The organism is Pseudomonas sp. Irchel 3H7, assembly GCF_900187605.1.
GTDB lineage: Bacteria > Pseudomonadota > Gammaproteobacteria > Pseudomonadales > Pseudomonadaceae > Aquipseudomonas.
Genome location: NZ_FYEA01000007.1, coordinates 376,825 through 397,302, shown reverse-complemented (window position 1 = coordinate 397,302; position 20,478 = coordinate 376,825). Strand labels below are relative to the sequence as shown.

Genomic DNA, 20,478 nt, shown 5'->3' with positions numbered 1-20,478 from the left:
ACGCAGCGATGTCGGCTAGCCGTACGAAAGCCTGGAAAGGGTTTTACGAAGCCCAAAGAGCACGGGGTTTCAGCACCACGCAGGCGTTGGTGATGCTGGCTCGCAAACTTGCTCGGGTGGTATTCGCCTTGCTGAAAAGGCAAAGCGAATATCAGACAAAAGTCAGTTGAGGGCTTCCCCTCAACCATAGAATCTCCCACACAATTTGTCACCCATCCATCCAGCCAACTCCCCGGCCCCGACTACACTGGAATCCGCCTCAAGACAAAATCCCTGATCTGAGCACTGGACATGCCGCAAAAGCGGGTTCACCTTAGGGACGCTGTCGTCCAATTCCTAGAAAGTCTGGAGTCCTTATGTCGCTTACCCCTGAGTTGGTTGCCGAACTGGAAGTCCTCGCACTCTTCAACCTGGACAGTTCCCAGGAAGGTCTGAAAATTCATCAGACCGCTGCCCCGAAACACATTGCTGCCGCCAAACGCCTCTTCGAAAAAGAACTCACCGATCAGCCCGATGGCGGGTATCTGACCAGCCTCGGTCGCGACGCCGCACAGAATGTGCAAACCGTGCTGACCATTCTGAGAGAGCAAGAAACCGCCTGATTCCCCCTGACTTTGCCCACGGGAACTCCTGCCACGGGATTTCCGCGGGCCTGCCCGGTCATCCGCGATAGAAATCTGACGTCAAAAAACAAATTCAGCTTAAAAGTCCCGCTGCGCAAAGGCTAAACTGCCTCCCATTCCGAGACCCTCTTCGTCCGAGCTTGCGAGCCGGTTTGAGCTGACATGACGCGCACCCACGAAATCCGCCCCGACCTGGACGAAGGCATCGACCGCAAGGTCCTCAGCCAGCTACGCGCGCGCTTTCTCAAACTCAATGAAGGCCGCCTCGGCCGCGCCCTCGAAGGCTTGTCGACACGCCAGCAGAGCGTGCTGACGCTGTTGCCGCTGTTCTTCCATGTCAATCATCCGCTGTTGCCGGGTTATGTCTCGGGCAGTACGCCAGCCGGCCTGTCGAACTACGAGCCGGACGCCAACGTGCTGACCGAGGCACAGCGTCTGACGCGTTCGTTCTCCTACAAGCCGCGCCACGGCAGCAATCCGCCGCGACCGATTCATGGCCTGTTCTTGATGGGCAGCCTCGGCACGCTGGCGCAGGCCGATCAGAGTGACATGGACGTATGGGTCTGCCACGCGCCTGACTTGAGCGAAGGTGAACTCGCCGAACTGAGCAAGAAATGTCAGTTACTGGAAGCCTGGGCCGCGAGCCAGGGTGCTGAGGCGCATTTCTTTCTGATCGACCCGGTGCGCTTCGTCAAAGGCGAACGCGACACCCAGCTCAGTTCGGAAAACTGCGGCACCACCCAGCACTATCTGCTGCTCGACGAGTTTTATCGCACTGCAATCTGGCTGGCCGGGCGCACGCCGATCTGGTGGCTGGTGCCGGTGTACGAAGAAACCGCCTACGACCTTTACACCCATACCCTGCTGTCGAAGCGCTTCATCCGTGCCGACGAAACCGTGGACCTCGGCCATCTGGCGACCATTCCACCGGGCGAGTTCATCGGCGCCGGATTGTGGCAGCTGTTCAAAGGCATCGAGTCACCCTACAAATCGGTGCTCAAACTGCTGCTGACCGAGGTCTACGCCAGCGAACACCCGCAGGTGCAGTGCCTGAGCCTGCGCTTTAAAAAAGCCGTGTTCGCCAACCAACTGGATCTGGATGAGCTGGACCCGTACATGGTCGTGTACCGGCGCATCGAGGAATACCTCACCGCACGCAACGAACCGGAACGCCTGGAGCTGGTGCGCCGCGCGCTGTACCTGAAGGTCAACCGCAAGCTCACCGGCAACAGCCGCACCCAGAGCTGGCAGCGTTCATTGCTGGAAAGACTGGCCAGTGAATGGCATTGGGATCAGCGGCAATTGACCCTGCTCGACAGCCGCAGCCAATGGAAAGTCCGCCAGGTCAGCGCCGAACGCCGCGCGCTGGTCAACGAACTGAACTACAGCTATCGCTTCCTCACCCAGTTCGCCCGCACCGAGCAGACCGTCAGCCTGATCAACAAGCGTGACCTCAACGTACTCGGGCGCCGGCTCTATGCTGCCTTCGAACGCAAGGCTGACAAGGTCGAATTCATCAATCCCGGCATCGCCCCGGATCTGGCCGAAGACACCCTGACCCTGGTGCAGTCGCGCAACAAAAAGGAACCGGGGCAAACCCAGTGGGGCCTGTATAACGGCAGCCTTACGGCACTGGAGTGGGAACACTTCGCGCCGATCAAGCGCAGCCGCGAGTTACTCGAGCTGTTGACCTGGTGCCACCGCAACGGTGTGATCGACAGCAGCACCCGCCTGGCCCTGCATCCCGGCACCAGCGACCTGAGCGAGTTCGAACTGTTCAACCTGCTCGGCAGCCTGCAACAGTGCATTGCCCTGCCCTTGCCCACCGTCGCAGAAGAGCCGTTGCTGCGTGCAGCGGTGCCGAGCGAAGTGCTGATGCTGGTCAACGTCGGGATTGATCCGCTCAAACATCACCGCGACCTCAATATACTGATGACCACCGAGCGCACCGACTCGCTGAGTTACGCCGGGGTGCGCGAAAACCTCGTGCTGACGCTGGATCAGGTCACGCTCAACAGCTGGAACGAAGTGCTGGTCAATCGCTTCGACGGCCCGCACGCCCTGCTCGATTGCCTGCGCGATTACCTCAACAATCTGCCGCGCGGGCCGCTACAGCCGTCGCTGAAGGTGCGTTGTTTCTGCCACAACCGCGCGCAATTCATTGCCCGTCGCGTCGAAGAAATCGTCGACACCGCGCAGAACCTGCTGCTCAGCGAGTTGAACCACCGCTACCTGATTCAGGTGCAGCAGCACTATCACGTGCTGGAGTTGGTGCCGGGCCAGGTCAACCATGTCGCCCTCGCCACGTTGCCCGCCCTGCTCGATTACCTCGGTGAAGAACAGCCGCGCTACAGTCCGCTGCATCTGGATCCGATGGCACTGGAAGATCACGACCTCGCATTGATCCTGCCGATGGGTCAGCCGGAATGCATTCAAGTGTTCTACCGGATCACCGAGCAGCAGGCCGAGTTGTACGTGTTGGATGAGTTCAACGCGCTGTGGCAGCAACATTTGCCCTATCACGATGAGCAAAGTCTGTTGGTGCCATTGCAGCGCTTTCTGCAATCGATCCTGTTCCGCCGCGAAGCCGTGCTACCGATGGACGCCGGTCCCGACGGCCGCCTCGAAACTTTGTATTACCAGTTATTGCCTTCGGGTCCGGGGCGCGCACGACGGGTCGAATCGCGACCGGCACCGCAGACGCCGGTGAACAAGCCGTTTTACGACGTGCAGGCGATCGTCGGCAAAGCCGCACCGGGCGAGGTGCAGGTCACCCTGTATTGCAATCAACGGGAGTTCAGTGAGCTGGAACATGGCGACCAGCTGTTCAGCGTGGTCGCCCGGGAGATCGTCGAGCAGCGCCGCGAAAGCGAACGCTATCGCTGCTACATCACCGACCTCGACCTTTCAGGCCTGCTCGGTGACGGGCAGAGTTCAAGCAATCTGTATTTGCGCTACAAGGCTGACCTGGAGCGCGCCCTGAACGAGGCACTCGAACAGGTCTGAGGCGGATTACTCGGGGAACGCGCCACCGTTGGCCGGTTGCGATTCAACTTCCAGCAAGGTCAGTTTGAGGGTCTTGCCACCCGGGGCCGGCCAGTCGATGTGTTGACCGACTTTCAGGCCCAGCAGTGCGCTGCCGACGGGTGCCAGAATGGAAATCTTGCCTTGATCGGCGTTGGCATCCTTGGGATAGACCAGCGTCAGGTGGTAGTCCTTGCCACTGCCTTCTTCACGGCAATGCACGCGGGAATTCATCGTCACGACATCGGCAGGCACTTCATCGTGGCCAACCACGGTGTCGGCGCGATCCAGCTCGGTTTGCAGCGCAATCACGCCCGGCAGCGTGTCATCCAGGCTGTCGATCAGGCGCTCCAGACGTTGCACGTCCAGACGGGTAAGGGTGATGGAAGGTGCGGTCATGATCCGGGCAGACTCCTTTCTTCTGCACACAAAAAAAGCAAAACCCCGCCAAAAAAGACGGGGTTTTCACCAGGCCTCGATGGGTTGAGGCGTGTTCGGACACTATCACAGCTCAAAAAATATACAAGTCACGCCCCGCCGCACTGTTTGCGCTGCGACGCCTGCGCGCAAATTACCCGTCGCCGCTGGTCGTCCGCCGAGCGCCATTCGCGAATGTCTTCGACATGGCGGAAGCAGCCGAGGCAGACCTTGTGCTCATCCAGCCGGCACACACCGCTGCACGGCGAGGGCACGGCCGGGCTGATGTTGCTGTAAAGCGGCTTCGGTGGACGAACGGGAGCGGTGTCAGTCACGGAATCACAGACCTTCGAAGTCGAATTCGGCGCCAGCCTGCTGCTTGACGATGCGCTCGAGCATTTCGCCCAATTGCTCTTCGCTCTTGTCGCACATCCAGCGCTCGCTTTCTTCGTCGTAGTCGAAGTGGAAACCACCGGACACCGCCGCCAGCCACAGCTGACGCAGCGGTTCCTGGCGGCTGAAGATCAGCTGCGAGCCGTTTTCGAACTTGACGGTAAGCACACCGGCCGAGTTCTCCATGTCGATATCCAGGTCGCTTTCATCAAAGATGTCTTCCAGTTTTTCCTGGGTTTCATCGACCAGATCGTGGAAACGGGCTTCGGACAAACTCATTGCGGCAACCTCAAAAAATGTTCTGATCAGGCTCAAGCGCCGAAAGATACGGACGCTTCCGGCCGATTGCAAAGATTAACGACCAAGCACCTGCCGGCCCATCAACACCGAACCCTGTGGGTGCGAGCCTGCTCGCGAATGGCCGGCACATCCAACATTATCGCTGGCTGACACACCGCGATCGCGAGCAGGCTCACTCCTACAAGGTATTGCGGCGGTTCGGGCAGCTTTGGGCAAGCCCCGCCGGACGGGAACCCCCTCGCATAGGCAAGCTGCCGGGTGGCCGGTATACTCCGGCGCAATTAACGCATTTTCAAGGATTTCGCCATGAAGCGCCTGATCTCTTCCCTTGCTGCGCTCGTCGCGGTTGCCTGCCTCGTTTCGGCCTGTGGTCAAAAAGGCCCGCTGTACCTGCCGGATGACGATCAGGACCCGGCCGAGCAAGCCCAGTCTTCGCAGAAGCAGCCGTCCAAAGCACACAAGCACGACGTTTACCAATAAGGGATCGCCATGGACGCTTTTAACTACCGTGGCGGGGAGCTGTTCGCGGAAGGTGTGGCGCTGTCCGCCATCGCCGACCGCTTCGGCACGCCCACTTACGTCTACTCGCGCGCGCACATCGAAGCCCAGTATCTGGCTTACGCCGATGCGTTGGCCGGCATGCCGCATCTGGTCTGCTTTGCGGTCAAAGCCAACTCCAACCTCGGCGTACTGAATGTCCTGGCCCGTCTCGGCGCCGGTTTCGACATCGTTTCCCGTGGCGAGCTGGAACGCGTACTCGCCGCTGGCGGCAGCGCTGACAAGATCGTCTTCTCCGGTGTCGGCAAGACCCGTGACGACATGCGTCGCGCACTGGAAGTCGGCGTGCACTGCTTCAACGTCGAATCCACCGATGAGCTCGAGCGCCTGCAAGTGGTTGCCGCCGAACTGGGCGTTCGCGCACCGGTGTCGCTGCGGGTGAACCCGGACGTCGATGCCGGCACCCACCCGTACATTTCCACCGGTCTCAAAGAGAACAAGTTCGGCATCGCCATCGCCGACGCCGAAGACGTGTACGTGCGCGCCGCGCATCTGCCGAACCTCGAAGTGGTCGGCGTCGACTGCCACATCGGTTCGCAACTGACCACGCTGCCACCGTTCCTCGATGCCCTCGATCGCCTGCTGGATCTGGTCGATCGCCTCGGCGATTGCGGCATTCACCTGCGCCACATCGATCTCGGCGGCGGTTTGGGCGTGCGTTATCGCGATGAAGAGCCGCCGCTGGCTGCCGACTACATCAAAGCTGTGCGCGAGCGTCTGAACGGTCGTGATCTGGCGCTGGTGTTCGAGCCAGGCCGTTTCATCGTTGCCAATGCTGGCGTGCTGCTGACTCAGGTCGAGTACCTCAAGCACACCGAGCACAAAGATTTTGCCATCGTCGACGCGGCGATGAACGACCTGATCCGCCCGGCGCTGTATCAGGCGTGGATGGACGTTACCGCGGTCAAACCGCGTGACTCCGCTGCGCGCAAATACGACATCGTCGGCCCGATCTGCGAAACCGGCGACTTCCTCGCCAAGGATCGCGAATTGGCCTTGGCCGAAGGCGATCTGCTGGCCGTGCATTCGGCGGGTGCCTACGGTTTCGTGATGAGTTCCAACTACAACACCCGCGGCCGTGCCGCTGAGGTGCTGGTAGACGGTGACCAGGTTTTTGAAGTGCGCCGCCGCGAAACCGTGGCTGAGCTGTTTGCCGGCGAAAGCCTGCTGCCGGAGTAACCCATGCTGCTGCGTTTTACTAAAATGCACGGCTTGGGCAATGACTTCATGGTTCTCGACCTGGTCAGCCAGCACGCGCATATTCAGCCAAAGCACGCCAAGCAATGGGGCGACCGCCACACTGGCATTGGCTTCGACCAATTGCTGATCGTCGAGGCGCCGAGCAACCCGGACGTGGATTTCCGTTATCGGATCTTCAACTCCGACGGATCCGAAGTTGAGCAGTGCGGCAACGGTGCGCGCTGCTTCGCCCGTTTCGTGCTCGACAAGCGTCTGACCGCCAAACGGCAGATCCGCGTCGAGACCAAGGGCGGCATCATCGAACTGGACGTGCGTAACGACGGCCAGATCGGTGTGAACATGGGCGCCCCGCGTCTGGTGCCGGCGGACATTCCGTTCGACGCACCAGCCCAGGCGACCAGCTATCAGCTGGAAGTCGACGGCACCACGGTCGAGCTGGCCGCCGTGTCGATGGGCAACCCGCACGCCGTATTGCGCGTGCAAGACATCAACAGTGCACCGGTGCATGAACTGGGGCCGAAAATCGAACACCACCCGCGCTTCCCGGCGCGGGTCAATGTCGGTTTTCTCCAGGTCATCGACCGCAACCGCGCGCAACTGCGCGTGTGGGAACGTGGCGCCGGGGAAACCCAGGCCTGCGGTACCGGTGCGTGTGCAGCGGCTGTCGCTGCGATCAGCCAGGGGTGGATGGATTCGCCGCTATTGATCGACCTGCCTGGCGGGCGTCTGTCCATTGAATGGGCTGGCCCTGGTCAACCGGTGCTGATGACCGGTCCGGCAGTGCGTGTATACGAAGGACAAGTACGTCTTTGAGTGAGCAGAAACCATGACCGATAAGCCTCAGGTACCCGCCCGACAGTCCGACGAATCAGCGTCCGAGAGCCTGGAGGCGGCAGCGGTTGCCGCATACCTGGAGGCTCATCCGGACTTCTTCGTCGAGCACCAGGAATTGCTGCCCGCCTTGCGCATTCCTCACCAGCGCGGTGACACCGTGTCCTTAGTCGAGCGGCAGATGACTATCCTGCGCGACCGCAACATCGAGATGCGTCACCGCCTCTCGCATTTGATGGACGTCGCCCGCGACAACGATCGCCTGTTCGACAAGACTCGTCGCTTGATCCTGTCCCTGATGGACGCCAGCAGCCTGGAAGACGTGGTGATCAGCGTCGAAGACAGTCTGCGCCAGGATTTCCAGGTGCCTTTTGTCAGCCTTATTTTGCTTGGCGATAACCCGGCACCGGTTGGCCGCTGGGTCACTCACGCTGACGCGCAAGTCGCCATCGGCGGCCTGCTCACCGAAGGCAAAAGCATCAGCGGCAGCCTGCGTGAGCATGAACTGGACTTCCTCTTCGGCGAAGAGCAGCGCAAGCAGATCGGTTCCACCGCTGTCGTCGCGGTCAGCCATCAAGGCATTCACGGCATTCTGGCGATCGCCAGCCGTGATCCGCAGCACTACAAGAGTTCGGTGGGCACGCTGTTCCTCAGCTACATCGCCGAAGTCATGGGCCGCGTGCTGCCACGGGTCAACAGCTCCCTGCGCTCGGTACGCTGAACATGGAACGGCAACTGGACGCTTACTGCGAACACCTGCGCAGTGAGCGACAGGTGTCGCCGCACACCCTGTCGGCCTACCGCCGCGACCTCGATAAAGTCCTTGGCTGGTGCGTGAAGCAAAACATCGGCAGTTGGGCGGCGCTGGATATTCAGCGCCTGCGCAGCCTGATCGCTCGTCTGCATGCGCAAGGCCAATCCTCGCGCAGCCTCGCGCGGCTGCTGTCGGCGGTGCGTGGGCTCTATCACTACCTCAACCGCGAAGGCCTTTGCGACCACGATCCGGCGACCGGTCTGGCGCCGCCGAAAGGTGAGCGTCGCCTGCCGAAAACCCTCGACACTGACCGTGCGCTGCAACTGCTTGAAGGTGCGGTCGAGGATGATTTTCTTGCGCGGCGCGATCAGGCGATTCTGGAGTTGTTCTATTCCTCCGGCCTGCGCCTTTCCGAACTGACCGGGCTCAATCTTGATCAGCTGGATCTTGCTGACGGTATGGTTCAAGTGCTCGGCAAGGGCAGCAAGACCCGACTGCTGCCGGTGGGTAAAAAGGCCCGCGAAGCACTGGAACAATGGCTACCGTTACGGGCCATGACCAACCCCGCAGACGACGCCGTATTCGTCAGCCAGCAAGGCCGACGCCTCGGTCCACGAGCGATTCAGGTGCGGGTCAAACTGGCCGGCGAACGAGAACTGGGACAGAACCTGCACCCGCACATGCTGCGCCACTCCTTCGCCAGCCACTTGCTGGAATCCTCGCAGGACCTGCGCGCCGTGCAGGAACTGCTCGGCCACTCAGATATCAAGACCACGCAGATCTACACCCACCTGGACTTCCAGCACCTGGCGGCGGTCTACGACAGCGCCCACCCACGGGCCAAACGCATGAAAGGCGACGATTCATGAGCATCCAGTTGATCACCTTCGACCTCGACGACACCTTGTGGGACACCGCCCCGGTGATCGTCAGTGCCGAAGCGATATTGCGCGAATGGCTGAGCGAACATGCGCCGAATCTGGGCGCGGTGCCGGTGGAGCATTTGTGGGCGATTCGTGAGCGGGTGTTGGCCGGCGAGCCGGGACTCAAGCATCGGATCAGCGCTCTGCGTCGGCGGGTGTTGTTTCATGCGATGGAAGACGCTGGTTACGCCCATGGTGAAGCAACCGACCTGGCAGACAAGGGCTTTGAAGTGTTTCTGCATGCACGGCATCAGATCGAAGTTTTTCCTGAAGTCGAGCCGGTGCTGGAGATTCTCGCCAATCACTATGCGCTTGGCGTGGTCACCAATGGCAATGCTGATGTGCGTCGATTGGGTCTGGCGGACTACTTCAAGTTTGCGCTTTGCGCGGAAGATATCGGCATCGCCAAACCGGATGCGCGGCTTTTTCATGAGGCTCTGCAACGCGGTGGCGCCACCGCCGAAACCGCTGTGCACATCGGTGATCATCCGGGCGATGACATTGCCGGGGCACAGCAAGCCGGGTTGCGGGCGATCTGGTTTAACCCGGCGGGCAAGGTCTGGGAAGCGGATCGTTTGCCGGATGCCGAGATTCGTAGCCTGAGCGATTTGCCAGCCGTGCTCGCACGCTGGAACCGCTGAAAAGATCGCAGCCTTCGGCAGCTCCTACAGGGAAACGCATTCCAATGTAGGAGCTGCCGAAGGCTGCGATCTTTTGATCTTTTCATCACCCATGAAAAAGCCCGCAGCGACGGCGGGCCTTTTCAGCAAGCCAGCGGCACGCCTCAGATAGGGCGGCTACCGTACTTGTTGTCTGGCTTCTTCGGCGGATCGGCGACCACATTGGCCTCCACTTCCTGCACTTTTCCGCCGCGCGACAGGAACTCTTCCATGGCCTTGGCCAGGGCGTCGCGCTCCTTGTTCTTGGCTTCAATGCTCGGCAACTCGTCTACCGACACCGCAGCCTTGGCTTTGCCTTTGGCAGCAGGGGCCGGCGTATCGTCGCCACCATCGTCGTCAGCAACGTCTTCCGCTGCTGCTTCCAGACCTTCCTCGGCCTCGTCTTCGTCGCCTACTTCGAGGTCGTCGTTTTCCAGATCATCGTCGCTCATGTTCTACCTCATGACTTGCGAAAAGCAGATTAGTTATAGACCAGCTTTGGCAACTGTCGAAAGTCGCCGTTAAAAAATCAGTAACCATTGGTGACCAACGGTTTATGCCCCTTCACCGTGCAAGGTGGCGAGGACTTTTCGAGCACCGCCATGATCACGGTGCTCGCCCAGATAAACGCCTTGCCAGGTCCCCAGTGCCAGGCGACCTGCCGAAACCGGCAGACTGATCTGGCAGCCAAGCACGCTGGCCTTGAAGTGCGCCGGGAGGTCGTCCAGGCCTTCGTCGTTATGCTCATAGCCGTCTGTTCCTTGTGGGATCAGACGATTGAAAAATCGTTCGAAGTCGCGACGTACCGCCGGATCGGCGTTCTCGTTGATGGTCAACGACGCCGAGGTATGCTGCAGCCACAAATGCAACAGACCGACCCGACACTCCCTGAGTTCAGGCAGCCCCGCGAGTAACTCGTCCGTTACCAGATGAAAGCCCCGGGGCCGTGCCCGCAGGGTTATCAGAGTCTGTTGCCACATACAGTTCTCCGCACGTTCGGGGCGCATTCTAGCGCGCTCTGGGAAAAAACAAAGGCCCTAATAATCCTGCAATGATGTAAGCCATTGGCCGCAGAAAAACGCTCGTCGTAAACACGACCAAAGCCGTACGAAAAATCCTTTCAGCTGCTCTCTCTGCGACAAATTCCAGACAAAAAAATGCCCGGCGAACCGGGCAAGTTTTTTAATGCGCGTACTTACAGGTTGTAGCCGCGTTCGTTGTGTTGTGCCAGATCGAGGCCAACCGACTCTTCTTCCTCGGTCACACGCAGACCCATGACGGCGTCCAGGACCTTGAGAATGATGAAGGTGACGATCGCGGTGTAGATCACCGTGAAGCCCACGCCTTTGACCTGAATCCAGACTTGCGCACCGATATCGGTAACGGTGCCGAAGCCACCCAGAGCCGGAGCTGCGAACACACCGGTGAGGATCGCGCCGAGGATACCGCCGATACCGTGCACGCCGAACGCGTCCAGGGAATCGTCATAACCGAGTTTGCGTTTCAGGGTGGTGGCGCAGAAGAAGCACACCACGCCTGCGGCCAGACCGATCACCAGTGCACCCATCGGGCCCACGGTGCCGGCAGCCGGAGTAATCGCGACCAGACCGGCCACCACACCCGATGCGATACCCAGTGCGCTTGGCTTGCCGTGGGTGACCCACTCGGCAAACATCCAGCCCAGTGCCGCAGCAGCGGTAGCAATCTGAGTGACCAGCATCGCCATGCCGGCAGTGCCGTTGGCCGCTGCAGCGGAGCCGGCGTTGAAGCCGAACCAGCCGACCCACAGCATCGCCGCGCCCATCAGGGTGTAACCGAGGTTGTGCGGAGCCATCGGGGTGGTCGGGAAGCCTTTACGCTTGCCCAGCACCAGGCAGGCAATCAGACCGGCGACACCGGCGTTGATGTGCACCACGGTGCCGCCCGCGAAGTCGAGTACGCCCCAGTCCCACATCAGACCGCCGTTGCCGGACCAGACCATGTGCGCGATCGGTGCATAAACCAGGGTGAACCAGATGCCCATGAAGATCAGCATCGCGGAGAACTTCATCCGCTCAGCGAACGCACCGACGATCAGCGCCGGGGTGATGATCGCGAAGGTCATCTGGAAGGTGATGAACACCGCCTCAGGGAACAAAGCCGCTGGGCCGGTCAGGCTCGAAGGCGTGACACCGGCGAGGAACGCCTTGCCCATGCCGCCGAAGAACGAGTTGAAGTTGACGACGCCCTGCTCCATGCCGGTGGTGTCGAACGCAATGCTGTAGCCATAAATGACCCACAGGATGCTGATCAGACCGGTAATGGCGAAGCACTGCATCATCACGGAAAGAATGTTTTTCGAGCGAACCATGCCGCCGTAGAACAGCGCCAGGCCGGGGATGGTCATGAACAGCACGAGTGCCGTCGAGGTGAGCATCCAGGCAGTGTCGCCGGAATTGAGGACTGGGGCCGCCACTTCGTCTGCCGCCATTGCAAGGCTTGGCATTACGATGGACAACAGGGCTCCTAGCCCTGCGAATTTACGCAGAGTCATATTGTTTTCTCCTGGGGCGTTGGGGTTTGTGGCGGCGTTTAAATCGCGTCGGTATCGGTTTCGCCGGTACGGATGCGAATCGCCTGTTCCAGATTGACCACGAAGATCTTGCCGTCACCGATCTTGCCGGTGTTGGCCGCCTTGGTGATCGCCTCGATCACCCGATCCAGATCCTTGTCGTCGATGGCCACGTCGATTTTCACCTTGGGCAGAAAATCGACCACATATTCCGCGCCGCGATACAGCTCGGTGTGACCCTTCTGCCGGCCGAAGCCTTTGACTTCAGTAACGGTAATGCCCTGCACGCCGATTTCGGACAGCGACTCGCGCACGTCGTCCAACTTGAACGGCTTGATGATGGCAGTGACTAGCTTCATGAAACTCTCTCCCGAATTGGTGGACTTGCCCCAGGAAAACAAACCCGACTCAAGTCTAAGCGCAGTGCCTGGCTTTGTAACGCATCGTCGGCCTTACCTGCCCGACTGACGCCAGCTAACCGCTGCTGACGAAACTCCCCGCTCCGTCTGCCGCACTGCATTCGTCACAGCGACTGCATCAGTGCATGGGTCGAAGGTGACTAAGCAGAAACCTTGCCATCTCGCCAAAATCCCCTGATTTCAATCCCTTGGCCGCTGCCGCAAGGCATCCCGTGCAAAACGCCATCCGGATACGCACAACAACGGTGCGTCGCCATCCGTCCGCCTGCGCGAAAAGCGTGCATCCCTGACCACGAGATTGACTATAGACACTGCGTGATACACTGCCGGCCATTGTTTCCAGGACATCCACCATGCTCGCGCCCAAAGACTTCCTCGACGCCCTGAGCGGCACCGCCTCCCGCCTGTTCAACGGCGACACCCCGCTGCCGAAAGCCGAAATCGAAAGCCAGTTCAAGATGCTGCTGCAGAGTGCCTTCAGCAAACTCGATCTGGTCAGCCGTGAAGAATTTGATAGTCAGATGGTTGTGTTGGCGCGTACTCGCGCACGCCTCGAAAGCCTCGAAGCCAAGGTTGCCGAGATGGAAGCCAAGCTGACGCCGCCCGCGGAATAATCCGCGCCCCCTGTAGGAGCTGCCGAAGGCTGCGATCTTTTGATCTCCAGCCCTTCAACCATCCCGGCAACGTCCTACAACCTGAATGACCGCCGTCCGATTGCGCCGAAAAGCCTAGGTTTCTAAGCTCACCCGATGCTGAATGTTCAGCAGCGGGTTTGGCGACCCGAACAGCTTAAGGCGCACGACAACCATGATGGCGGCTACATTTACCGCCACATCGTTTCATGGCGGTTGTGCGTGGGAGACCTTCGGGTCTGCCGGGTTCCTTTTGCTCCGGTTCGCCAACCCGCGTACAACTGCCACCCAATCGTTTGGCGACGATTGAGGGCAGCCCCTTAAGCAAGAGGAACTGCTCAATGAATCAAGAAGAGACTTATCTGACCCCGCACATCTTTACCCGCCACAAACTCCCCCTCCACGCCCTCCTCATCCAGAACCAACCCTGGTTCTGCGCCCGAGACCTGAGTCGCCTGCTACACATCTACCTCAACGAACGCATGCTGCGAAAACTCGACCCCGACCAATACCAGACCCGCAAAACCCTGATCCACAATCAAATCGAAAACACCCTGCTGATCAGCGAATCCGGCGTCTACGCCCTCCTCGTCTACCACTACTGCCCCGAATACCGAGCCCTGCGCGAATGGCTTACTCACCAAGTCATCCCGACCCTGCGCGACACCCAACACCCCACCACAAGCGAACGCCCACACCTGAGCCTGCTCAGTTGGCCGGACATGTCTTTGAGTTTGTTGCACTGGAATAACCAGCCGTGGATACGGTTGCAGGATGTGCCGCTGATGGTGGTGGAACGGGAACAGACCAAGCGCCCAATGACGGGGCCATGGTGGAAAAGGGCTTCGCGGATGCTGCAATCGCTATAACCCCGCATGCCGGAGCTGGGCCCTGCGCAAATCGTAAGTCGACTGAAGATTCATCCAGAACTCAGGTGTGGTGTTGAGATGAGTGGCAAGGCTGATTGCCAGATCGGCGCAGATCCTGAGCTGGCATTTCACAAGCTTTTCGATCTCACTTTCGGGCCAGTTCGTGGGCATGGCCAGATCCATGACAGTCATGCCCAACGGCTCCATGAATTACTTACTCAGAACCTCGCCCGGATGAATCGGGCGCATACCATTGCGGTCCATTGCTCGCCTCCAGAGGGCTGCGTTAAACGGCCAAACTGGAGCATCCGACTCCCGGATACAAGACCTTGACCCCCCCTTTCGCCGGCGTCCTACAACTAATAGGGCATAACCCTACGAGAATCAGCGTCTGCGCCTGATTCCGTGAGTTCTTGGCTGTGATTAGGCTGGTGGCTTTCGCCTGCGCTGGTCGATCCTATTCGTCGAGTTCTAGGCGATACACATTGATCGCCAGACACTCTGGTTCTGGATCCCTCTTGTCTCATTTGCTCAAGCTCAAAGAAAACACGCTGGTTCAGCATCCAGATGGTGGTTACATCTTTGGCACGATCCCCGATATGCCAAAATTCGGCTTGCGAGGCGGGAAGATTTATCTGCGGGTAGGTATTCACCGTCGAGCGAATAGTGGTTTTGGCGTAGTGCACATTTGGGAAGCCCATAGTGCCGATTTGCTCAAGCATGGTTGCCAGACTGCCGATGGGGTAGCAGCGATTGTTGCGAAAATGATCGTCCCGGGAGCACAAATCTATTGTGAGTTCAAAGAACAGCGATGTGGAAACAGGGTCGCGGTACTGAAGACATCTATGGGAACACTGATTCTTGAACCGCGACACGAGCGCGCCACAGGATTTGGTTACTTCGTGGTGACTTGGTACCCGCAAAAACGTGCACATGGCACGTTAGTGGGGCAGATACCACGAGCACCACCAAATCAGAAATAAAAAAAGGCGTCCGATGGACGCCTTTTAAGTATTTTTTGAGGAGTAGTCGCAGCGATTCTTTAGCTCCGGGCTTTACGGCCTTGGGTTCAGGATCCGACAGGCTAGCCCGTCGTCACTACTTCAGAGAAACCAGCTTTCTCTGCTGCCAAAAATGCGGGGGAGCTTTTGCTGGTGCCCAGTCCCGACGAATGCGCAGTTGCAGTCCTCGAACGGGATGATCCGTCAATGCCGGGCGAGAGTCAACGCTCCAATTCAGGCAAGCAGTGACAGCCCATCGGGTCTTGATACGTCTTGTAAACCTCTATTTCAGCACTGAAACCCGGCTCAACTACCCTTAAAAAACCCGCAGGAAGCGGCTCCCCGATTCAGCTCAAGGAACGACCATGTCCCTCTCCATCGTCCACAGTCGCGCCCAGATAGGCGTGGAAGCCCCCGCTGTCACCGTCGAAGTCCATCTGGCCAACGGTCTGCCGTCGCTGACTATGGTCGGGCTGCCCGAGGCGGCGGTGAAGGAGAGCAAGGATCGGGTGCGCAGCGCGATCATCAATTCCGGGCTGCAGTTTCCGGCGCGGCGGATCACCTTGAATCTGGCGCCGGCGGATCTGCCCAAAGATGGCGGGCGGTTTGATCTGGCGATTGCCTTGGGGATTCTGTCGGCGAGTGTGCAGGTGCCGTGTCTGACGCTGGATGATGTGGAATGTCTGGGTGAGTTGGCGTTGTCCGGCGCAGTCAGGGCGGTGCGCGGGGTGTTGCCGGCAGCGTTGGCGGCGCGCAAGGCGGGTCGTGCGTTGGTGGTGCCGCGGGCGAATGCCGAGGAGGCGTGCCTGGCTTCGGGGTTGAAGGTGTTTGCGGTGGATCATTTGCTGGAGGCGGTGGCGCATTTCAATGGGCATACGCCGGTTGAGCCCTATGTATCAGACGGGTTGATGCATGCCAGCAAGCCTTATCCCGACTTGAATGAAGTGCAGGGGCAAGTGGCGGCGAAACGAGCGCTGCTGATTGCTGCTGCGGGCGCCCATAACTTGCTGTTCAGCGGGCCGCCTGGGACGGGTAAGACATTGTTGGCGAGTCGCCTGCCGGGGCTGTTGCCGCCGCTGGCCGAGAGTGAAGCACTGGAGGTGGCGGCGATTCAGTCCGTCGCCAGTGGCGCACCGCTGACCCATTGGCCGCAGCGTCCCTTCCGTCAACCGCACCACTCGGCATCCGGGCCGGCACTGGTCGGCGGCAGCTCAAAACCGCAACCTGGCGAAATCACCCTCGCCCACCATGGTGTGCTGTTTCTCGATGAGTTGCCGGAATTTGATCGCAAGGTTCTGGAGGTTTTACGGGAGCCTTTGGAGTCGGGATTCATCGTGATAGCCCGGGCCAAGGATCGCGTACGTTTTCCGGCACGCTTCCAGTTGGTGGCGGCGATGAATCCCTGCCCTTGTGGATATCTTGGCGAGCCCAGCGGCAAGTGCTCGTGCACACCGGACATGGTGCAGCGCTATCGCAACAAGCTATCGGGGCCGTTGCTGGATCGGATTGATCTGCACCTGACGGTGGCGCGGGAGGCGACGGCGTTGAATCCGGCAATTAAACCCGGCGAGGACAGCGCCAGCGCCGCAGCACTGGTAGCCGAGGCTCGCGAACGACAGCAAAAGCGTCAAGGCTGCGCCAACGCGTTTCTCGATCTGCCAGGACTGAAAAAACACTGCAAGTTATCCACAACCGATGAGAATTGGTTGGAGTCAGCCTGTGAACGCCTGACGCTTTCGCTGCGCTCGGCCCATCGCCTGCTCAAAGTCGCCCGCACCCTGGCAGACCTTGAGCAAGCCGATTCAATCAAACGCGAACACTTGGCCGAGGCACTGCAATACCGGCCGGCGACACCTTAATGCTCGGTCAGATCCACCAGCGGCGTCTGCCGCACTTCGGTGTCGCGCCCGGCCTGAATCTCGGTCACGCGCTTCAACGCGTTATCCACAGCCCCCTTGTCCGCAAGCAGGCTGTAGCTGATCTGGAACTGTTTGTGTTCCTTGGGTGCAATGGTCGGCACCAGATTCAGCGGACGCTGATAGCGACGGTTGTAGGAAAAACTGGTGCCCGGCTCCAGCCCGGTGACATAGCCCTGCCCTTGGGTATCAGTGTTTTTCCACAGAGAGAACACCGGCAACTGCTGGGTATTGAAGCCAACAGAAACACCGAGGCCGCCGGCCTTATTGTGCAAAACAGTCAGGGTTTCGCCTTTGGCATCAGCATAGGGCACGACGTTGTAGACGGTTTCGTCGTAGTCCTTGGTCGGCGCGCGATAGGTCTGCCAGTCGGCCAGATCACCCTTGGCCTTGTCGTTGAACGGCGACACCTGTTTTACCGGTGCAGCAAAACGGGCGCCCTGCTCGAGGAACGGCGTACTGAAATTGCTGTGATACAGCGCCTGGTATTCCTTCGGATAGTCGCCGTTGTTGGTCAGAGTGTCGTTGAGTGCAAAGCGCACGCTGCCGGGCTCGGTGACCAGTTCCGTGACCACCGAGAAGTCGGCTTTCTTGAAGGCCTGTTCTTTCAGCTCGCCACGCAGGCTGATGGCATAGGGTGGCTTTTCTTCAATGTGCAGCGTGACGGTACTGGCCGGGATGTTGGCGGCGCGTCCGTGCAAGGTCAGCAATTCACCATTGTCCATACCGGGATGGCCAACCCACTCGTAACCGCAGCGGGTCACCAGCTCGTTGAAACCTTCCAGCCAGCCAAGCCCACCGCGTCCGTTAAGTTCGATGAAGGCCGGGTTGACCACTTCCTTGACCGGCGAATCCCAACCCATGCGCACGTTGCCGACAGAGGCCTGCAAGACATTCATGCCTCGGGTCGGCACCACCGAGAGTTTCATTGTGCCGTTATCGATATCGACGATGCTGACACCTTCCTGCCGGCCACCGTGCAAGGTACGCAGGCTTACGGAGAAGGGTTTGTCGGTTTTCACGCCGAGCTGCGCACTGGTGATGGTCCAGTTTTGTGCGGGCTTGTTGACATCGAGAAGGACGTAATCCCAAGCCATGGCGTGGGAAGCAGCAGAGAGTGCGCCGAGAGCGACGGCGAGTTTGAGCGGGGTCATGGCAGCAGCCTTTATTGGAGTTGTGCCATTTTTATAGCGCTGCGGAAACGTTTCAGCAAGTATGAAAGAGAAAGAGCTCGAGTGTTTTACCCAGGATTGGCAGTGAGGCGATCGCGAGCAGGCTCACTCCTACAGGGATCTTCAGTGACCACAAAAATTGCGACCAACCGATATACCTGTAGGAGTGAGCCTGCTCGCGATAGCGATTTCAGCCACCCATCAACGGAAGCGATCAACCTCGGAACGCAAATCCGCCGCCAGCTTCTCAAGCTCTTTGGCGGTAACAGCCAGGTTCGACACAACCTCACGCTGCTCACTGTTGGCCAGTGCAATGCTCTGCAAATTGCTGCTCAACAACGTCGCTGTGCTGCTCTGCTCCTGAGTCGCCGTGGTAATCGCGGCAAACTGTTGCCCCGCCGAACGGCTCTGCTCGTCAATACGCGCCAGTGCCGACGCGACATTCGCGTTGCGCGACAAGCCTTCCTGCATCAGCACATTGCCCTGCTCCATGGTGCTGATCGCGTTGCCGGTTTCCTGCTGGATGCTGTGGATCATGCTGGAAATTTCATCCGTCGCCTGACGGGTGCGCGAGGCCAGGCTGCGCACCTCATCGGCCACCACAGCAAAGCCACGACCCTGCTCACCAGCACGGGCAGCTTCGATTGCTGCGTTAAGTGCCAGAAGGTTGGTCTGCTCAGCGATCGAGGTGATCACACCTACAATGCCGCCAATTTCCTGCGAACGCTGACCGAGGGTGTTGATCACGGTGGCGGTGCTGTTCAGGGCGCCAGCGATTTGCTCCAGCGAGGACGACGCTTCTTCCATCGAGCTGCGGCCAATCTGCGTTTGCTGGGCATTTTCCTGCGCCAGACGCTGGGTCGCGCCCATGTTGTCGGCGATGTTCAACGACGTCGCACTGAACTCTTCCACCGCGCCGGCCATGCTGGTGATTTCGCCAGATTGTTGCTCCATGCCTTCATAGGCACCGCCGGACAAACCGGACAGGGCCTGGGCACGGCTGTTGACCTCTTCCGAAGAGCGGCGGATGTGCTCGACCATGGTCGACAGCGCCTGGCTCATCTGGTTGAACGCGCGGGACAGCTGACCGATTTCGTCGTTGCTCGATACGTTCAGGCGCACGCTCAGATCACCGGCGCCCAAGGCCTCGGCCTGACGCACCAGATCCCCCAGAGGCGCCAGTTTGCTGCGCAGCAGCCAGACCACAGATCCGACCGCCAGCAGCATCGCCAACAGACTGCCAATGGCCAGTTGCGTACCCACGCTCCAGGTCACCGCGCGGATCTCAGCTTTCGGCATGCTCGCCACGACCGACCATGGTCCGCCATCGAACGGCACGGCAATGCTGTAGAAATCTTCCGAGGTGTCGCTCCAGAACTCACCCTTGCCCGGCTTTGCAGCCAAACCTTTGATCACCGGAACGGCTTGATCCAGCGCCTGCACCCCCGCTGGCGCGACCAGCCATTTGTTTTGCTCGTCGAGCAACGCCAGCGAACCGCTCTGGCCAATGCGGAAGCGCTTGAGGTTATCGAACTGGATGTTCTGCGCGTCGGTGTAATCGAAGCCGACGAACAGCACCGCAATCACCTTGCCGCTGCCATCACGCACCGGGGTGTATTGGGTCATGTAGGAGCGATCGAACAGCAAGGCGCGACCGACGTAACCCTGCCCCGCCATCAACTTCGCGTAGGCCGGGTGCGCGTGATCGAGCAAGGTGCCGATGGCACGGGTGCCATCCTGTTTGGTCAGCGAAGTGCTGACGCGGATGAAGTCTTCGCCGCTGCGCACGAACAGGGTGGCGACGCCGGCGGTCATCTGCTTGAACTCGTCGACTTCTTTGAAGTTGTTGTTCAGCACTTCGCTGCCCAGATGCAGACCCGGGGTCTGGGTGCCGGCAACATTCACCGGCTCACTCGGGTGAATGCTCAGACCTGCGCTGAAACGCTTCTCGAACAGCCCGCTCAGGCGCTGGGTGCTTTCACGCAGCGTGCCGTGGAAGGTGCTCAGTTGGTCGGCCAGCAGCCGCGCCTCACTGGCCAGATGCTCTTCACGAGTGGCGAGGTTGGCGGAGTCCAGCGAACGCAAGGCGAACACCGTACTGCCACTGATAACTATCGCCAGTATTACAGCGAGCGCGAGGCCCAGCTGCGAGGCGATCCGAGCGCGAGGTTGAGACATGGACAGCTCCTGGCCGAGCCACGGGATCCTCCTTGATCTCGACTCGGAAATTTTTCTG

The 20,478-nt window shown here is 59.7% G+C and carries 22 protein-coding genes and 1 pseudogene; 13 read left to right on the top strand and 10 right to left on the bottom strand.

Annotated features, from left to right (window positions below; translation table 11 throughout):
• The 3 genes and pseudogenes from CKW38_RS30390 to CKW38_RS16155 all read left to right on the top strand — a co-directional run.
• Positions 1–170: pseudogene (locus CKW38_RS30390) on the top strand (IS110 family transposase); the annotation flags it as partial.
• A 186-nt stretch (positions 171–356) separates the two neighbouring features.
• A complete protein-coding gene (locus tag CKW38_RS16160) occupies positions 357–602 on the top strand; it encodes a TIGR02647 family protein (protein ID WP_003229392.1) in 246 nt (81 codons plus the stop codon).
• A 183-nt stretch (positions 603–785) separates the two neighbouring features.
• Positions 786–3,629, top strand: a complete 2,844-nt coding sequence (locus tag CKW38_RS16155) for a class I adenylate cyclase (protein ID WP_007950059.1) — start codon at positions 786–788, stop codon at positions 3,627–3,629.
• A 6-nt stretch (positions 3,630–3,635) separates the two neighbouring features.
• On the opposite strand, the gene rnk is transcribed toward CKW38_RS16155, so the two are convergent.
• The 3 genes from rnk to cyaY form a co-directional block, all read right to left on the bottom strand.
• Positions 3,636–4,046: a nucleoside diphosphate kinase regulator gene (gene rnk, locus CKW38_RS16150; protein ID WP_095113237.1), complete on the bottom strand. Its 411-nt coding sequence runs from the start codon at positions 4,044–4,046 to the stop codon at positions 3,636–3,638.
• Positions 4,047–4,174: 128 nt separating this feature from the next.
• Positions 4,175–4,399: a DUF1289 domain-containing protein gene (locus tag CKW38_RS16145; RefSeq protein WP_081498736.1), complete on the bottom strand. Its 225-nt coding sequence runs from the start codon at positions 4,397–4,399 to the stop codon at positions 4,175–4,177.
• Positions 4,400–4,403: 4 nt separating this feature from the next.
• Complete coding sequence (gene cyaY, locus CKW38_RS16140; protein WP_007911100.1) at positions 4,404–4,736, bottom strand: iron donor protein CyaY; 333 nt, start codon at positions 4,734–4,736, stop codon at positions 4,404–4,406.
• 327 nt (positions 4,737–5,063) lie between these two features.
• Between cyaY and CKW38_RS16135 the strand changes: the two genes are divergently transcribed.
• Genes CKW38_RS16135 through CKW38_RS16110 form a run of 6 tightly spaced genes read left to right on the top strand, consistent with a single transcriptional unit; the run spans position 5,064 to position 9,664 of the window.
• Complete coding sequence (locus CKW38_RS16135) at positions 5,064–5,237, top strand: lipoprotein (RefSeq protein WP_007911098.1); 174 nt, start codon at positions 5,064–5,066, stop codon at positions 5,235–5,237.
• Positions 5,238–5,246: 9 nt separating this feature from the next.
• Positions 5,247–6,494 carry a diaminopimelate decarboxylase gene (lysA, locus tag CKW38_RS16130; protein WP_007911096.1) on the top strand — a complete coding sequence of 416 codons (1,248 nt, stop codon included), beginning with the start codon at positions 5,247–5,249 and terminating at the stop codon, positions 6,492–6,494.
• Between the two features lie 3 nt (positions 6,495–6,497).
• On the top strand, positions 6,498–7,328 hold the full coding sequence (dapF, locus tag CKW38_RS16125) for a diaminopimelate epimerase (RefSeq protein WP_095113236.1): 831 nt from the start codon (positions 6,498–6,500) through the stop codon (positions 7,326–7,328).
• Between the two features lie 13 nt (positions 7,329–7,341).
• On the top strand, positions 7,342–8,067 hold the full coding sequence (locus CKW38_RS16120) for a DUF484 family protein (protein WP_095113235.1): 726 nt from the start codon (positions 7,342–7,344) through the stop codon (positions 8,065–8,067).
• A 2-nt stretch (positions 8,068–8,069) separates the two neighbouring features.
• A complete protein-coding gene (gene xerC, locus CKW38_RS16115) occupies positions 8,070–8,969 on the top strand; it encodes a tyrosine recombinase XerC (RefSeq protein WP_007950060.1) in 900 nt (299 codons plus the stop codon).
• Positions 8,966–9,664 carry an HAD family hydrolase gene (locus CKW38_RS16110; protein WP_095113234.1) on the top strand — a complete coding sequence of 233 codons (699 nt, stop codon included), beginning with the start codon at positions 8,966–8,968 and terminating at the stop codon, positions 9,662–9,664. The genes xerC and CKW38_RS16110 overlap by 4 nt, the downstream gene beginning before the upstream one ends.
• A 143-nt stretch (positions 9,665–9,807) precedes the next feature.
• On the opposite strand, the gene sutA is transcribed toward CKW38_RS16110, so the two are convergent.
• From sutA to glnK, 4 genes are all read right to left on the bottom strand, one after another.
• A complete protein-coding gene (gene sutA, locus CKW38_RS16105) occupies positions 9,808–10,134 on the bottom strand; it encodes a transcriptional regulator SutA (protein ID WP_007920420.1) in 327 nt (108 codons plus the stop codon).
• 102 nt (positions 10,135–10,236) lie between these two features.
• Positions 10,237–10,662 carry a secondary thiamine-phosphate synthase enzyme YjbQ gene (locus CKW38_RS16100; RefSeq protein WP_007920418.1) on the bottom strand — a complete coding sequence of 142 codons (426 nt, stop codon included), beginning with the start codon at positions 10,660–10,662 and terminating at the stop codon, positions 10,237–10,239.
• Positions 10,663–10,877: 215 nt separating this feature from the next.
• Entirely contained in the window at positions 10,878–12,215 is a 1,338-nt protein-coding gene (locus tag CKW38_RS16095; RefSeq protein WP_007920417.1) for an ammonium transporter, read from the bottom strand.
• Positions 12,216–12,253: 38 nt separating this feature from the next.
• Positions 12,254–12,592, bottom strand: coding sequence for a P-II family nitrogen regulator (gene glnK, locus CKW38_RS16090; protein ID WP_002555808.1), 339 nt, complete (start codon positions 12,590–12,592; stop codon positions 12,254–12,256).
• A gap of 413 nt (positions 12,593–13,005) precedes the next feature.
• Between glnK and CKW38_RS16085 the strand changes: the two genes are divergently transcribed.
• Both CKW38_RS16085 and CKW38_RS16080 read left to right on the top strand, forming a co-directional pair.
• Positions 13,006–13,266, top strand: a complete 261-nt coding sequence (locus tag CKW38_RS16085; protein ID WP_008086041.1) for an accessory factor UbiK family protein — start codon at positions 13,006–13,008, stop codon at positions 13,264–13,266.
• Positions 13,267–13,625: 359 nt separating this feature from the next.
• Positions 13,626–14,153: a Bro-N domain-containing protein gene (locus tag CKW38_RS16080; RefSeq protein ID WP_095113233.1), complete on the top strand. Its 528-nt coding sequence runs from the start codon at positions 13,626–13,628 to the stop codon at positions 14,151–14,153.
• On the opposite strand, the gene CKW38_RS16075 is transcribed toward CKW38_RS16080, so the two are convergent.
• Positions 14,148–14,360 carry a HigA family addiction module antitoxin gene (locus tag CKW38_RS16075; RefSeq protein ID WP_256588389.1) on the bottom strand — a complete coding sequence of 71 codons (213 nt, stop codon included), beginning with the start codon at positions 14,358–14,360 and terminating at the stop codon, positions 14,148–14,150. The two genes, CKW38_RS16080 and CKW38_RS16075, sit on opposite strands and share 6 nt — an antisense overlap.
• A 311-nt stretch (positions 14,361–14,671) precedes the next feature.
• On the opposite strand from CKW38_RS16075, the gene CKW38_RS16070 reads away from it, so the two are divergent.
• Both CKW38_RS16070 and CKW38_RS16065 read left to right on the top strand, forming a co-directional pair.
• Positions 14,672–15,136: a hypothetical protein gene (locus CKW38_RS16070; protein WP_095113232.1), complete on the top strand. Its 465-nt coding sequence runs from the start codon at positions 14,672–14,674 to the stop codon at positions 15,134–15,136.
• A 383-nt stretch (positions 15,137–15,519) separates the two neighbouring features.
• Complete coding sequence (locus tag CKW38_RS16065) at positions 15,520–17,013, top strand: YifB family Mg chelatase-like AAA ATPase (RefSeq protein WP_095113231.1); 1,494 nt, start codon at positions 15,520–15,522, stop codon at positions 17,011–17,013.
• Here the strand turns inward: CKW38_RS16065 and CKW38_RS16060 are convergent.
• Both CKW38_RS16060 and CKW38_RS16055 read right to left on the bottom strand, forming a co-directional pair.
• Positions 17,010–18,224, bottom strand: a complete 1,215-nt coding sequence (locus CKW38_RS16060; protein WP_095113230.1) for an aldose 1-epimerase family protein — start codon at positions 18,222–18,224, stop codon at positions 17,010–17,012. The genes CKW38_RS16065 and CKW38_RS16060 overlap by 4 nt on opposite strands.
• Before the next feature lie 219 nt (positions 18,225–18,443).
• Positions 18,444–20,420, bottom strand: coding sequence for a methyl-accepting chemotaxis protein (locus tag CKW38_RS16055; protein WP_007920409.1), 1,977 nt, complete (start codon positions 20,418–20,420; stop codon positions 18,444–18,446).
• Positions 20,421–20,478: the final 58 nt, after the last annotated feature.

Excerpts from the sequence above, each read along its gene's own strand:
- CKW38_RS16160 (WP_003229392.1), top strand. The coding sequence starts at position 357 with ATGTCGCTTACCCCTGAGTTGGTTGCCGAACTGGAAGTCCTCGCACTC.
- CKW38_RS16155 (WP_007950059.1), top strand. The coding sequence starts at position 786 with ATGACGCGCACCCACGAAATCCGCCCCGACCTGGACGAAGGCATCGAC.
- rnk (WP_095113237.1), bottom strand. The coding sequence starts at position 4,046 with ATGACCGCACCTTCCATCACCCTTACCCGTCTGGACGTGCAACGTCTG.
- cyaY (WP_007911100.1), bottom strand. The coding sequence starts at position 4,736 with ATGAGTTTGTCCGAAGCCCGTTTCCACGATCTGGTCGATGAAACCCAG.
- CKW38_RS16135 (WP_007911098.1), top strand. The coding sequence starts at position 5,064 with ATGAAGCGCCTGATCTCTTCCCTTGCTGCGCTCGTCGCGGTTGCCTGC.
- lysA (WP_007911096.1), top strand. The coding sequence starts at position 5,247 with ATGGACGCTTTTAACTACCGTGGCGGGGAGCTGTTCGCGGAAGGTGTG.
- dapF (WP_095113236.1), top strand. The coding sequence starts at position 6,498 with ATGCTGCTGCGTTTTACTAAAATGCACGGCTTGGGCAATGACTTCATG.
- CKW38_RS16120 (WP_095113235.1), top strand. The coding sequence starts at position 7,342 with ATGACCGATAAGCCTCAGGTACCCGCCCGACAGTCCGACGAATCAGCG.
- xerC (WP_007950060.1), top strand. The coding sequence starts at position 8,070 with ATGGAACGGCAACTGGACGCTTACTGCGAACACCTGCGCAGTGAGCGA.
- CKW38_RS16110 (WP_095113234.1), top strand. The coding sequence starts at position 8,966 with ATGAGCATCCAGTTGATCACCTTCGACCTCGACGACACCTTGTGGGAC.
- sutA (WP_007920420.1), bottom strand. The coding sequence starts at position 10,134 with ATGAGCGACGATGATCTGGAAAACGACGACCTCGAAGTAGGCGACGAA.
- CKW38_RS16100 (WP_007920418.1), bottom strand. The coding sequence starts at position 10,662 with ATGTGGCAACAGACTCTGATAACCCTGCGGGCACGGCCCCGGGGCTTT.
- CKW38_RS16095 (WP_007920417.1), bottom strand. The coding sequence starts at position 12,215 with ATGACTCTGCGTAAATTCGCAGGGCTAGGAGCCCTGTTGTCCATCGTA.
- glnK (WP_002555808.1), bottom strand. The coding sequence starts at position 12,592 with ATGAAGCTAGTCACTGCCATCATCAAGCCGTTCAAGTTGGACGACGTG.
- CKW38_RS16085 (WP_008086041.1), top strand. The coding sequence starts at position 13,006 with ATGCTCGCGCCCAAAGACTTCCTCGACGCCCTGAGCGGCACCGCCTCC.
- CKW38_RS16080 (WP_095113233.1), top strand. The coding sequence starts at position 13,626 with ATGAATCAAGAAGAGACTTATCTGACCCCGCACATCTTTACCCGCCAC.
- CKW38_RS16075 (WP_256588389.1), bottom strand. The coding sequence starts at position 14,360 with ATGGAGCCGTTGGGCATGACTGTCATGGATCTGGCCATGCCCACGAAC.
- CKW38_RS16065 (WP_095113231.1), top strand. The coding sequence starts at position 15,520 with ATGTCCCTCTCCATCGTCCACAGTCGCGCCCAGATAGGCGTGGAAGCC.
- CKW38_RS16060 (WP_095113230.1), bottom strand. The coding sequence starts at position 18,224 with ATGACCCCGCTCAAACTCGCCGTCGCTCTCGGCGCACTCTCTGCTGCT.
- CKW38_RS16055 (WP_007920409.1), bottom strand. The coding sequence starts at position 20,420 with ATGTCTCAACCTCGCGCTCGGATCGCCTCGCAGCTGGGCCTCGCGCTC.